The sequence below is a fragment of the Chryseobacterium sp. Mn2064 genome (assembly GCF_049319685.1).
Classification (GTDB): Bacteria; Bacteroidota; Bacteroidia; order Flavobacteriales; family Weeksellaceae; genus Chryseobacterium.
In genome coordinates this window covers 13,557-27,448 of record NZ_JBMOUE010000009.1, presented here as the reverse complement: position 1 = coordinate 27,448, position 13,892 = coordinate 13,557, and the positions used below count along the sequence as shown (strand labels likewise).

9 protein-coding genes are annotated in these 13,892 nt (G+C 35.2%); 2 read left to right on the top strand and 7 right to left on the bottom strand.

Translation table 11 applies throughout. The features are described 5' to 3' along the window. Nucleotides 1–33 precede the first annotated feature (33 nt). The 4 genes from ACL9RH_RS22905 to ACL9RH_RS22890 all read right to left on the bottom strand — a co-directional run bounded on the left by ACL9RH_RS22905 (nucleotide 34) and on the right by ACL9RH_RS22890 (nucleotide 6,606). The gene (locus ACL9RH_RS22905) at nucleotides 34–864 is read right to left on the bottom strand and encodes a GLPGLI family protein (protein WP_422695646.1); all 831 of its coding nucleotides are present in this window, start codon (nucleotides 862–864) and stop codon (nucleotides 34–36) included. A 97-nt stretch (nucleotides 865–961) separates the two neighbouring features. Then, entirely contained in the window at nucleotides 962–2,260 is a 1,299-nt protein-coding gene (locus ACL9RH_RS22900) for an HlyD family secretion protein (RefSeq protein ID WP_422695645.1), read from the bottom strand. 307 nt (nucleotides 2,261–2,567) lie between these two features. Next, nucleotides 2,568–4,760: a peptidase domain-containing ABC transporter gene (locus ACL9RH_RS22895; RefSeq protein ID WP_422695644.1), complete on the bottom strand. Its 2,193-nt coding sequence runs from the start codon at nucleotides 4,758–4,760 to the stop codon at nucleotides 2,568–2,570. 334 nt (nucleotides 4,761–5,094) lie between these two features. Then, on the bottom strand, nucleotides 5,095–6,606 hold the full coding sequence (locus ACL9RH_RS22890; RefSeq protein ID WP_422695643.1) for a vitamin K epoxide reductase family protein: 1,512 nt from the start codon (nucleotides 6,604–6,606) through the stop codon (nucleotides 5,095–5,097). A 229-nt stretch (nucleotides 6,607–6,835) separates the two neighbouring features. Between ACL9RH_RS22890 and ACL9RH_RS22885 the strand changes: the two genes are divergently transcribed. Both ACL9RH_RS22885 and ACL9RH_RS22880 read left to right on the top strand, forming a co-directional pair. After that, on the top strand, nucleotides 6,836–7,288 hold the full coding sequence (locus ACL9RH_RS22885; RefSeq protein ID WP_422695642.1) for a hypothetical protein: 453 nt from the start codon (nucleotides 6,836–6,838) through the stop codon (nucleotides 7,286–7,288). A 183-nt stretch (nucleotides 7,289–7,471) separates the two neighbouring features. Next, on the top strand, nucleotides 7,472–9,646 hold the full coding sequence (locus tag ACL9RH_RS22880) for a prolyl oligopeptidase family serine peptidase (RefSeq protein WP_422695641.1): 2,175 nt from the start codon (nucleotides 7,472–7,474) through the stop codon (nucleotides 9,644–9,646). A gap of 654 nt (nucleotides 9,647–10,300) precedes the next feature. Here ACL9RH_RS22880 and ACL9RH_RS22875 read toward each other — a convergent pair. From ACL9RH_RS22875 to ACL9RH_RS22865, 3 genes are all read right to left on the bottom strand, one after another. Further along, nucleotides 10,301–11,257, bottom strand: a complete 957-nt coding sequence (locus ACL9RH_RS22875; RefSeq protein ID WP_422695640.1) for a DUF3810 domain-containing protein — start codon at nucleotides 11,255–11,257, stop codon at nucleotides 10,301–10,303. Nucleotides 11,258–11,351: 94 nt separating this feature from the next. After that, nucleotides 11,352–13,121: an MFS transporter gene (locus tag ACL9RH_RS22870; protein ID WP_422695639.1), complete on the bottom strand. Its 1,770-nt coding sequence runs from the start codon at nucleotides 13,119–13,121 to the stop codon at nucleotides 11,352–11,354. A 40-nt stretch (nucleotides 13,122–13,161) separates the two neighbouring features. Then, complete coding sequence (locus ACL9RH_RS22865) at nucleotides 13,162–13,890, bottom strand: lysophospholipid acyltransferase family protein (protein ID WP_422695638.1); 729 nt, start codon at nucleotides 13,888–13,890, stop codon at nucleotides 13,162–13,164. Nucleotides 13,891–13,892 lie beyond the last annotated feature (2 nt).

Genomic DNA, 13,892 nt, shown 5'->3' with positions numbered 1-13,892 from the left:
TAGTTTTAGCGTTTACAAGGATTGAGCTGCGAATTATTTTCTATAATGAATCGCGTTGTTAATTTCAATTGGATTATTTTCTCTTATCATTGTTTCCTTAACCTGTTTCTCTAATGCTTTTAATTGGTCTTTACTCGTAATCTGTATATTTTTATAGAAATATTTTGCTCCTGGCTGTTTGTCCAATTGCAACATGAATTCTTTAAAAGGGTCATTGAACTTCTCCAATTTCTTTTTCTGAACCATTTGCTCACTAACCTGCAAAGGTTTCGTGCCGGCATAGTTTTCTATAAAACCAGTGGTATCATAAGTCATATCAAATAATTTTGAATCCATCAGGTTATATTTGAACTGACTTTTTGAATCGTAGATTTGGAATATCAATCCAGGTAAGCCTCTGAATTTATAAGGGCCTTCATTGTAAGGGATGTCTTTGCAGAACCATGCCGTCCATGATCTTCCTCCAAAGGATGTCGTAGCTTTTTGCAGAAGATACTGATCTGCCATTTTTGTCTCGTTGCTTAAATTCCATTTCATAGGGTCATCCGTTTGATAGACAAATAAGTCATCTGATTTTTCAAAATTTTTGTTTTTAAAAGAGCTCCGTTCTCTTGTGATAATATTTTGAAAACCCCACGTTCTAAAACCGTAGTTCTGATTAGCCTTATTTATAGAATCCATTCTAAGAAACTTATATTCGTAGAATTTGACATCTTTGGGGTTAACGTCCAAAACCATTTTGGTTTTAATATAATCTGCAGAAGTTGAATCTATTTTGAATTGTAGTTCGTACACAAAACGATGAGTCTGTGCAGAGGTGAAAAAGCTACTCATCAGTAGAAATAGAAAAATTCGGTTTAACATGGTATAATTGGTGTAGTTTTTATGATTATGTGTTTGTTGAATAAAACAATACCCTCGAACTTCAAGGGTATTATAATTTGTATGGAATAGCTCAATATTAGGATTGATATCCCAATAGCTTTCTGATCTGGTAGAAGAACCTTTCAATAAGTCTTAAATCCTGAGTTACGATCTCTGCGCTCCCTCGAAGCTCTTTGTCGAATACAAGGTTTTTATTATAGCTTGTTTTTAATCCTTTCGGTAATACAACATCTACATAGTAATTTCCTTTATCGTCAGGAATTAAAGAAATGTTCTGTACTTTTCCTTCTATAATACCATATTCCTGGAAACGGTAGTTATCAAGTTTGATCAATACTTTTTCTCCAGCTTTGATTTTTCCGGAGTTGGTAGTAGGGACGGACATACGACCCACTAATTTCTCTTTATTTTCCGGAAGTATAGAGATGATAGGTTCACCGCTTTTTACAAACTGATTCTCGCCGAAAAACTGCTGAAAACTGGCAACTCCATCAATGGATGATATCACCAGGTAGCTTTGTTCCCATTGTTTTAATGATTTTCTCAGCTGTTCGAAAAGTTGTAAGGTTTGTGAAGAGTATGTAATTCTGTCTTTTTCAGTGTTAATGGCTGTTCCGCTTCTTGTTTTGTTAAGATTAGATATTCCTTCTTCCGTTTGAGAGATTGAAATATTAATGTTTTCAAGATTCTGCTGAGCCTGAAGATATTTTATCTTTTCATTTTCAAGCTCCATAGCAGAAATAACGCCTTGGTTAAACAGTTCCTGAGATCTGTTAAAGTTTTTTCTGGTAAGATCATACTTTACAGATTCCAGTTTTTTCTGTTGCAGTAAAGTTGCTATTCTTACTCTGTTTTCAGAAATGCTTTGGCTGGTTGCAATATTCTCCGGAGCATAAGGCTGTAATCTTGTAAAAAGTTCTTCGTCTTGAAAAGCTTTTGCAAAACTATTATACTCACCCTGTAATTCCCCAAGCTTAAATCTTGAAGTTTGGGAAAGAGGAAATGAATAAAGCTGGTTGGGATTGATAGAATCTACAATTTGCTTTAATGCCAGAATATCTTTATAATTGGCTGCAGACTGCATCACCATCAGTACTTCATTTTTCTTTACATGCTGATGGTCTTTAATGAATATTTTTTCAATTCTTGAGCTTGTTCTTACCTCAATTTTTTCAGGAGGATTCTGAGAGGTTACAATAATAGGAGCCGGAACAAATTCCGGATATTTGATAAGGTAACTCATCACAAGGATAAGCAGGAGAATAATAAATATAACAGTGTTTCCCCAGCGTATCATCCAATGAGGTGGCTGGGTAAGAATATCCTGTACGCTTTCTGAACGGAGTTCAATATTGTCTAAAACGTCTTCTTTCATTTTTATGAGGTAAAATTTCCACCGTATTTCAGGGGGAATATAATTTAAATAATAGGACAGGTTCCATCATACCATGATGGTGGAGAAGTGTCTGCATCTGATGGACATTCAAAATGTTTGATACGGCATGATGCCCAGCTTCCAAGACACCAAGAACCACAATATCCGTTTCCAGGAAGTATAGTACCTCCGTTTAAAACAACCAGATTCTTTCGGGTAAGTTTTTTATATTTTTCATGATTAATTAATATTTTATTTTCCTACTCTATAAGCTTTTCGGATCCCGCTATATGTAGATACTCTTTGGTTAACTACCTAACTCCAGTTGGTTTCTTACCAATCTGTAATATTCTCCTCTAAGATCTACCAGTTCAGCATGGCTGCCTTCTTCTACTACCTTTCCTCTGTCCAGTACAATGATTTTATCGGCATGTCTCACAGTAGATAATCTGTGTGCAATAACGATGGCTGTTTTGCCTTTAAAGAACTGCTCAAGATTTTCCATAATTACTTTCTCGTTATTGGCATCTAGAGCAGATGTCGCTTCGTCAAATAGGATGTATTCCGGAGACTTATATACTGCTCTGGCAATGAAGAGTCTCTGCTTTTGACCTCCACTAACTCCTACACCTTCATTTCCGATCTTTGTATTGTAGCTTAATGGAAGAGTTTCTATGAATTCTTTGATGTTGGCAATTTCTACTGCACGTCTAAGTTTTTGTTTATCAATATGATCTTCACCTATCGCAATATTGTTGGCAATGGTATCATTGAAGACGTATCCTTCCTGCATCACCACTCCGCAATGATCTCTCCAGAATCTAGGGGAAACATTTTTAAGGTTGGTACTTCCGATTTTAATCTCTCCTTTATCAGGTTCGTAGAATTTCATCAGAAGTTTGAGAAGTGTTGTCTTTCCACTTCCACTGGCTCCTACAATAGCTGTCGTCTGGCGATAAGGAATGGTAAGATTCAGATTTTCAAAAACAGGAACATCAGAACCGATATATCTGAATGACATATCTACGATTTGAAGATCTTTCTGAGGAACATCCGTAGCATAGTGCTCGTTTTTATCTTCTTCATCGTCTTTATCATGGATTTCACCCAATCTTTCAAGGGAAATTTTAGCATCCTGGGTCTGTTTGATAAAGTCGATAAGCTGTAAAAGTGGACTGTTCAGCTGTCCGATAATATACTGTACCGAAAGCATCATCCCCAGAGTAAGGTTTCCACTTAAAACAAGCTTTGCAGAAAGGAAGCTTACCAAAATATCTTTCATCTGGTTGATGAAGTTTCCTCCTACAGACTGCCATTGTTCTAGTGATAAAGATTTTATTCTGATCTTAAACAGTTTTACCTGTAAAAACTCCCAATCCCATCTTTTTTGTTTCTCAGCATTATGCATTTTGATTTCCTGCATTCCGTTGATGAGCTCTATCACTTTACTTTGTTCCTGAGATACCTGAGAGAATCTTTTATAATCAAGTTCTTTTCTCTTTTTCAGGAAGAAGGTGATCCATCCGATATAGGATACAGCTCCCACAAGATATACAATGAATAGTCTGTAATCATAAAGCAATAAGACAACGCTAAAAATAATAAGGTTAACCAATGAGAATAGGGTATTGAGTGAAGAACTCGTCAATAACTGTTCTATTCTATGGTGATCATTAATTCTCTGCATGATGTCTCCAGTCATTCTCGTATCGAAAAAGCTGATAGGAAGTTTCATCAATTTGATGAAGAAATCGGAAATAATTGAAATATTGATTCTTGCTGAAAGGTGAAGAAGAATCCAGCTTCGGATTGTTTCTATCCCCATTCTTCCCAGGAAAAGCATAACCTGAGCGAGAAGAACCATATAAATAAAGTTGATATCCTGATTTTGGATTCCGACGTCTACAATACTTTGAGTAAGGAAAGGGAAAATAAGAGACAGTAAACTTCCTCCCAATAATCCTACTGCAAGCTGAATAACCAGCGATTTGTACTTCAGTAGATATTTGGAAAGAAAAGAGAAACTGGCTTTACTTTCTTCGTTATCAAATTCTGTCTGGAAGAATGAAGGAGTTGTTTCCAATATCAGAATAATACCTTCTTCGGTATTTTCATTGGCATTTTCCCCTATCCAGGATTTGATGAATTCTTCACGGGTATAGGTAATCAGCCCATAACTGGGATCTGATATATATACCTTGTTGTTTTTATCAATTTTATAAACTACAACAAAATGATTCTTGTTCCAGTGTGCAATACAAGGAAAAGGAACTTCTTCTGTGAGGGTATTAAAGTCGATTTGGACTCCCATTGAACGGAATCCCAGGTTTTCTGCAGCATCACTCAACCCAAGGAGACTGCTGCCTTCTCGAGTCGTTTCAGAGAGATTACGGATTTGTTGCAGAGAGATGCTTTTACCGTAATGTTTGCTTACGATTCTAAGGCAGGTAGGACCACAGTCTTTAGTGTCTGGTTGCTTATAAAAAGGAAATTTCTTCAAAACTAATTCTCATTATAAAATGTCGTCACTGGATGACGACATTTTTAATTGTATTCAATATTCTAACTCAATGAATGGGTGGCTAGTAGTAGCACCATTTGTTGCAAGCGTTAATAGCTCCTTCTTTAGGTGGATTGGTTTTAGACTCGCAATAGCTTGCTTCGCTCTGAATTCTCGCACACTCCTGGGTGATTCCTCCTTGGAATATCCTTAAATTCTCTCTCGAAAGTAATTTAAGATTTTTCATAATCAATAGTTTTTAGTTTATTAGGTTTTCGGATATCGATTTGTTTTTCTAAGATAGTAAAATTTTTAACCGGATGAGATTTATTTGCTAAAGCTCTTCATCATCTATTAATTCATCAATAAAGAATAAAAGATCCTCACGGTCATACTTATCCGGGAACTGATAACCATTAATGATAAAGATAGGAGTAAAACTTAATCCTGCATTACTGTTGTCTACGGACATTTCAACCAATGGATTCAGGTTTTCTGACGTTGCAACTCCTCCGGAAAGAGCATTAATTTTACTCTCGTCTTTCGTTTCAAACCATGTTTCTACAGCATGAAGGAAATCTTTTTCGTATTTATTGTGATAGATATGAGTAAGGTCGGAGATCAGTTGTGTATACTTTTCATTCGTTCTTTCAGGATTATAATTGAATCGCATCTGTAGAGAAACGTCATTAGGATATTTTTCCAGAAGACCTTCAGCCAGCTTGTGTGCGTCTTTACAAAAGCCACAATAAGGATTAGAAACAATGGAAATACGAAGTTTGGCATCTTTATTCCCTACAGAGAAAGTCTGATTATCCACAAAATCTATTTTATCATTTTGTTGTAACTGGCTTTTGAAAAGCTCATAATTTCTTTTGAATCTAAGGTTTTTTGCATTAGACTTTTGAAGTGTTTCTTTTTCTTCAAGAAGAGTATTAAAGTAAATCACTGCTGAAAAAACAATTGCCCACAAAATGATTGTTAGCAACAAAGCTCCAATTCCAAAAGACAGGTTTTGAAAGAATACAATACTTAGAATAAGCTGAGCGACCAGAATTGAAATAATAATAAGACAAACTCTACAAAATGTTTTTTCTACAAAAGCCTGAATATAAACAGAATATCCGATAGCAATTATCGAAACAAAAGTAAAACCTTTTACCAGATAAGCTGTTGCAGGTAAAAATAACCCCAATATGGCAAGTCCCGCGAAATAGATCAAAGAAAAGTCGGAGAACTTTAAACCTAAAATGCTGGTTTTATCTTGTTTGATGATTTTATCACAGGCATTTACACTTTGGGCCGCTGCATCGCCACCGCCGCAGATGCTTCCAATCACTGTAGAAGTATTCCCAAATTTCTGATTGAAAATTTCTAATGAAATATAAACTCCAGCCAGGGAAAGGAGATTAAATACCGCTTCGTAGATGGTTTGGCTTATGAATGAGTAAGCAAGTACAATAGCAAAAATACCATATAATATAGGCTTGAAATTGAATGCCAGCTTGCTTTCTGCATTTTCAGATTTTTCGAACAGAAGAACGAAATCGGTAGACTTTTTATAAAGTTCTTCCTTTTCAAATGTTTTGGCCTTTTCTGAATATACTGAGTAGTTACTTCCTGATTTTTTTACAAGCGAGAAAGAATTTTCGACAATAGCAATAAATTCTTCAGGCAGTTCGTCCCAATATTCTTTATCAAGTTCATAAGCATCATTTTTAACTCCCATAAAGTTCAGTGTATCACTAAAAGCTAGTGCTGACGGGTAGTTTGGATGGGAATTAAATTGGAATATGAACTCCTGTTTATCGAGTTTAAGATAGTTAATTAGTTTGTCAAAAATCATATTAATATTTTTATCTAAAATACACAGATGTTTTAAATATACAAAAATATTTTTCTTTAATTAGTGAGATATAATCAGGTGTTGGCGGATTTGATTTGACTTTCAATATTTTATTTTTCTGATGGAAGGTTTGAAAAGCTTTTATAAGTTTGTTTATAATTGGTGAACAATCTTAAGATTGTTGCATTATTGATGAGTTAAACAAGATTAAGGAGGTGATTTTGATAAATTGTTTTTAAAGCTTATTTTCGAAACTGATGTTTTTGATACTGCTGTTAAAATCATTGGGAATTTTACAGGAAAACTAAGGGCTTCCATTAATAAAAAAGATATGGATATTACGATGGAGTTCTATGAAAAGCTACCTACCGGGCAGTATCTTAAAGTATCTCATGATTATTTTGCACGAGCGAGCTATGCCAAAAACAATACAAAAAGGAAATTGCTGAAACCACTTGCCAAAGAATCTATTCCAATACATAATACCTTTTCTACAGGAAGAAAGATAGAAAAAGGGAGTAAGCTTATAGTGATTTTAGGAATCAGGAAAAGTGCAGATGCCCAAATAAATTATGGTACAGGAAAAGATGTAAGTACAGAAACCATTGCCGATGCTAAAGAAGCTTTGGATATCAAATGGTATACTGATAGTTATATAGAAATTCCTATTATAAAAGAGTAGAATGCCAAAATTTCCTCATCAATTTTTTGATTAGTATATTTTTCGTTCACCCTTATTTTCTCTTCATGACTAAAAAATATAGCATGATAATATTTCAGAAAAAAAATAATTGCTGGAAAAATATTTAATTTTACAGACCGATAATCCATGAAATCGGATATTATTCAATTGAAAACAATGCTAATGAACCATAAATTATTTCTGAGCCTTTCTTTATGTACGGCTATTACGGCTTATGCTCAAAAAAACAATCCGGCACCTTCCCAACCTATAACAGAAGAATATTTCGGAACTAAAATTACTGATGAATACAGGAATTTAGAAGATCTGGAAAGTTCTTCGACGAAAGACTGGATGAAGTCTCAAACTATCTATACCAATTCCGTTCTTAATCGGATTCCTAAAAGAAATTATTACGCAGAGAAAAGACTGGAAATTGATAAAAGACAGGGACATTCTGTGTCAGACTTAGTAATATCCGGTAATAATAAATATTTCTACCTAAAGAAAAAAGCAGATGATAAAGTCGCTAAATTGTATTATAGAGATGGATTTTCAGGAAAGGAACAACTGCTGTACGATCCTGTTGAATATAAAAGTTCTGAGCCCAACCATAATTTTGTGATCAATTATATCAGTCCAAGCTGGGACGGGAACAAAATTGCTATTTCCATGTCTGAAAAAGGAAATGAAATGGCAGATGTTATCATGATGGATGTTAAAACAAAGAATATCCGTCCCGAAATTATTACCAATGCAGCGCCTGCTACGTTTGACGGTATAAAATGGCTGGATGACAACACCGGTTTTTTCTACGTTGCTTTTTCTGTAACTGATCCTAAATCCAAAGATTTTTATAAGAATACACGAACGGTTTTATATAAACTGGGAACAAATCCCAATACTATTCGAGAGGTTTTTTCTGCCAAAAACAATCCTGATCTTCATATGACAGAAGATCAGTTTCCTATGATTTTGAATTTTAATCAGAATCAGCAATATTATATAGGAATGCTGGTGGATTTCCAGACCTACAGAAAAACCTTCATTATTAAGAAGAAAGACTTATTGGAAGGAAAGAATAACTGGATACCTTTATCTGACTCAGATGATCAGGCAAAAAATATAAGTGTACAGAAAGACCATCTTATTTTTCAGTCTAACTACAACGCTCCTTTTATTAAACTTTCTAAAACCAATATTAAAAATCCAGACTTTAAGAATGCTGAAGTTTTAGTACCTGAGAAGAAAGGGGAGATCATTAAGAGCTATCGGATAACCAATGACGGTATCTATTATACAACAACAAAAAACGGGGTAGAATCTAAATTGTATCTGTATAAAGACGGAAAAGATCAGCAGATTCAGATTCCTTTTCCGTCAGGAAATATTAGTTTGGAAAGCAAAGGAGAGAAATTCTCTGATATCTGGATCACTTGTTCCGGATGGGCCAATGAAGAACAGCGCTTTAGTTATGATGCAAAAACAAACAGTTTCAAACCGGAAAACCTTGCGCCTGTTGCAGAATATCCTGAATTTAAAGATATCATAGTGAAAGAAATGACCATAAAAGCCAGGGATGGTGAAGAAGTTCCTGTTTCTTTAATTTATAATAAAAATACTAAGAAGAATGGTCAGAATCCTTTATTAATAGACAGTTATGGGTCCTACGGAGTATCCAGTACTCCCTTTTTTGCTAAAACGTATTTATTATGGGCCAATGAAGGAGGAATGGTTGCTATTGCTCACGTACGAGGAGGGGGTGAAAAAGGTGAACAGTGGCGATTGACAGGCTATAAAGAAACAAAACCCAACACATGGAGAGATCTGATAGACTGTACAGAGTATTTCATCAATGAAAAATATACATCAAAAGATAAAGTCGCTATTTGGGGAGGTAGTGCAGGAGGAATTACTGTTGGGAGAGCAATGACTGAAAGACCGGACCTGTTTAAAGCTGTTATTGCAGAAGTAGGAGCACTGAATATGCTGAGGGATGAAGCTGCCATCAATAGCCAACCAAAAGAATTTGGAACAATAAAAGATCCTAAAGAATTTAAAGGACTTTTGGAAATGGATGCCTACCATCATATTCAAAAAGGAGCTCATTATCCTGCAACGTTTATAACAGCAGGGATAAACGATCAGAGAGTGACCCCATGGATGCCTGCAAAATTTGCAGCCAGATTAACGGCGGCCAATACTTCTGACAGCCCCATATTATTAAAAATAGATTTTGAAGGCGGTCATTCAGGGAATGTACCCATAGCACAGCGATATTCGAATCTTGGAGATATATTCGCTTTTGCATTCTGGCAATTAGGCCATCCCGATTATCAACCTGAAAATAAAAAATGATAGTAATTTTTATATAAACTAGGTTACAATTATAGTATTTGATTGTACTCTTTTTTTATCATAAAAATGACCTTATTTTGGAATTCTAAAAAGAATATAAATTGTAGAAATATTTTCATTAAAACCATTAATAACTCTAATTTTTTAAAAGATAAAAAGGATGAGATAACTGGAATATTTTGTTTTCAATCAATTAAGTTGTTTTTTGTTTTTTTTGTACGTTATACGCTGTTTATTTGCTGCTTTTACGTAATGTGTTGGTTTTGTTTATGATTGAATTGAATTGTAAATGAACTCAAATAAACTTAAAAAATCATAAAGTTTTCATAAAGTTTTAAAAAAGGATAGAAATGTTTTTGTATTTATAAAATATATTGTACTTTTACATCGCCTTGAATGAGGGAACAAGTCAAGGTAATAAATTTTTTTTCATCATTTGTGTTTTTAGAATCGTATCGCCTGATACGATTCTTTTTTATATCCACTACAGGCAAAAGAAGCCTTAAGAATTTCATTAAATTTTTTAATTATATTCTTGAAACACATAGTCTGATCTATGAAATTTGTATAAGATTTTTTATCAATACAATAGTTGATGCATTGTATTGATTAAAATTTTTCAGGTTTGAAATCCTAATTTAGAATCAGGGATAACTATTTTTCGTAGTTTAAAAGAAGGTCTATAAAGTAAGAATAGGTAACAGCTCCTTCCTGCTGATTACTTTTCAGAAAGAGATTGTTGGTGAATCCAAAAAAATCGTCCAGCCAGCCCTGATGATCCATCACAAATTTCTTCTCATAAGCACGATCTCTTTTCATTGCTGGAGAATAATGGCTAAGGACAGATTTTACAAATTCAGGATCTTCCTCCACAATAAACCTTAATAGGCTTTTTAAGGTGAAAAATTCTGTACTATATCTTAAATCCGTATTGCTGGAGTTTATCCCAATCAGATATCCCACAAAATTGGCTTCCTGTTCTCTGGCAAACCCTAATTGATGAGAACTCTCATGAGCCGTGGTAAAAGGAATAAAAGAAGCAGGGAGTTCAGAATTATATTGTGCTTCTGCAGTAAAAGGATTGTAATAGCCTAGAATACCCGTGAAATTCATAACGTTTTTAAACAGGCTGGGCTTTATGGAAGAAACTTCTGTAGCTTTCTTGTCTGAAATATAGGGAGGTAATTGTGATTGCTGATGAAGAATTTCATGTTGTACAGCTTTTAGATTGGAGATCATAAATACCCCTTTAGAATCTTCATGTACTTTTGCTCTTGTTGCTTTGCATTTCTCAAGATAGCGAAGGGCAAGTTCTTTTGCTTTGCTAATTTCCGGCTCGTTCTGGGTAGACAGTTTTTTGATAATAGGAGTCTGGAAATAGAGCATTCCCCAAAATATCTGATAAACAAAATAAAAACTGTTGATGATTATCATGATCTTGATGATGGCATTATTCCTTTTATTTTTTTTGAATAAAGAAATAAGATAGAAGAATAGAAAAATTCCCAATAGAATATACAAAACATCTCCCATCGAAAATGGCAACCAGCTGAAAAGCATTTGATGAACTCTTTTCTGAACTTCGAAAAAATGTTCAAAAAAAGAAATCATCAACCGTGATTTTGAACAACCATAAAACAAAAGAAATTGGGCAAGTAATACACCTGCCCAAAATCTCTTCTTCTTATATATATGTTGTATATTTTTAGTGAGCACCTTCGGATTCTAAAACGTCAACGTTAATTCCTTGTCTAAATAAAGATTTTTTAGCCAGATATGCAAATAATGTAATATAAACAAAACATATTACAGGAATAATGTATGAACTGTGGATTCCGATGATGTCAGAAAGTTTCCCCTGAAGCGGTGGAATAATACCTCCTCCTAAAATCATCATTACCAGGAATGCTGAACCTTGTGCAGTATATTTTCCTAATCCAGTAATGGCTAAAGTGAAAATAGAAGGCCACATAATACTGCAGGCAAGACCTCCTGAAAGGAAGGCGTAGATGGCAAAATTACCTGTTGTAAGCAATCCTGTAATCATGGCAGCACTACCAAACAATCCAAAAATAATCAATGTTACCGCTGGTTTATTTTTGCTGATCAGGAATAATATCACCTGAATCGCCACACAGATTGCATAAAAGTATAGATGAGACATGTCTTTTTGAGCAAGCGTATTGATTCCGATAATAACTGAAAACGCAATGAACGGAACAATAATAGTAGCGATCGTCTGCTGTTGTTTATTTAAGTTGAAAACAGCAATAGCACCTGTCCATCTACCGATCATTAAACTTCCCCAGTACATAGAAATATAAGGAGCGAGATCAGAAGACTGATGTCCGCCAAATTCAGGCATACTGAGAAGCTCTCCCAGGTTACTTCCTATGGCTACTTCCACACCTACATACGCCAGAATAGCAATCATTCCCAGTACAAGCTGTGGATATCTCATTGCTCCCCAACCTTCAGAGTTTTTCTTAGCGCTGGTATTGGCAAAAACCAAGCATATAATAACAGAAAGTAAGGCTCCTCCAAGATAGATCATTCTTGTTTTTTCCAATGGATGCTTTACCGTTTCCAGGTCTGTTTTTTTCTTGGTAATTTCGGTTTGGTACGCTGCAACTGTTGCTGCATTAGTTTCTTTCTTGGAAGTGTTTTCAAGCATTGTTATTTCATTGCCTAACTTCTCGATGGTTTTTGCTTCCTCAGAATTGTAGCTGCTGAATACAGGAATAAAGAACAGAATAACAAGTATTGTCATCGCAATAAGTGTTTTTCTTGCTTTCCCTGCTTTTTCCATTGGCTCTGTAGAGATACCGTCCGGAAGTTTTTTAGAGAAATAAAAGATCCCTGCGGCAATAAGGAAAAGGGCACCTACTGCTGTATACAGTAAAATAACTTTGTCCAATGCCAGATGTTTGATCTGATCATCATCTACCGTAGCAGTGGTTCCGAAAAGAGCCAGACCAACAATGATAGGCCCAATAGACGTTCCGAAAGAGTTGATTCCTCCGGCAAGATTCTGTCGGCTTGCTCCGGTTTTAGGATCTCCCAAAAGGACCGCAAAAGGATTGGCTGCTGTCTGCTGAATAGAGAAACCTAATGCTACTACAAAAAGCCCTACAAGCATTCCGTAATACACATTGCTTTTCACAGCAATAATCATGATGGCCGCTCCAATGGCGGAGAGGAGAAGTCCGTAAACAATACTCTTTTTATACCCCCATTTACCAATAATATCAATTCCTTTTATGGTACTGAATATAAACAGAAGCAATGCCCCCAGGAAATAAGCAGTATAAAAAGCAAAATCTATTAACTGGGACTGAAACTGGTCTAGAGAGAAATAGTTTTTACAGAAAGGGATGAAAATACTATTGCCGGCAGCAATAAATCCCCAGAAGAAAAATACAAGTACAAGTGTGTACAGCGCCGGGTAATTAGTCGGCTGATTGGTTTTTGACATATTTTATTGAAAATTTCGCAAACAAATATAATTAATTCTTTTAAATAGAATGCTCCAGGAGCGTTTTTTTAATGACTTGGTAAGCCTCTTCTTTCAGGTCTTTTGGCGAATCGCTGGGCTCTATGATTCCATTGAAATACACCTTTACTCTTCCGGGATATCCTTTGCCACTTTCAAAAGGAAACATTTCCTTCAATCCTATAAAAGTATATACGGCAATAGGAGAGTTGTGTTTGGAAGAGAGCATAAATGCACCGTCCTTAAAATTATCCAGAATAATAGAAGTATCATCAGGTACACCTCCTTCAGGAAAAATAGCAATACTGTTGCCTTCTTCCATCTTCTCTGCGCATCTGCGGTATACATCAGCACGGCTTCGGGCACTTGTTCTGTCTACCATTACACATATCCTTTTGTATATCGTTCCGAAGATAGGAATCTTTACAAGCTCCTTTTTTCCGACAAAGCAGATGGGGTGGTGAGGAAACAGAATGCAGGTCAGCATAATGTCCATAATAGACGTATGATTGGAAATGAAAACATAGGGCTTATCTCTGTCTTTTTCCTGCTCTGAAAGCCGAATTAGATCATATCGGAACCCCATTCCGTAGAACATTCCAAAACACCAAAGCCTGACGAGCTTATAAGCGTATTTATAATGTTTTTTACTAAAAGATAAAATATAAACAGGGATCCCAATACCCACCGTTAGTACAAAAGCTAACAGCAGCAACCAGAATCTCCAGAGATAGTTTAAAATTTTTGTCACCG

What these genes read in the sequence shown, in the direction of transcription:
- ACL9RH_RS22875 (WP_422695640.1), bottom strand. Translation starts at nt 11,257, where the DNA reads ATGATTTCTTTTTTTGAACATTTTTTCGAAGTTCAGAAAAGAGTTCAT.
- ACL9RH_RS22880 (WP_422695641.1), top strand. Translation starts at nt 7,472, where the DNA reads ATGAACCATAAATTATTTCTGAGCCTTTCTTTATGTACGGCTATTACG.
- ACL9RH_RS22870 (WP_422695639.1), bottom strand. Translation starts at nt 13,121, where the DNA reads ATGTCAAAAACCAATCAGCCGACTAATTACCCGGCGCTGTACACACTT.
- ACL9RH_RS22905 (WP_422695646.1), bottom strand. Translation starts at nt 864, where the DNA reads ATGTTAAACCGAATTTTTCTATTTCTACTGATGAGTAGCTTTTTCACC.
- ACL9RH_RS22900 (WP_422695645.1), bottom strand. Translation starts at nt 2,260, where the DNA reads ATGAAAGAAGACGTTTTAGACAATATTGAACTCCGTTCAGAAAGCGTA.
- ACL9RH_RS22890 (WP_422695643.1), bottom strand. Translation starts at nt 6,606, where the DNA reads ATGATTTTTGACAAACTAATTAACTATCTTAAACTCGATAAACAGGAG.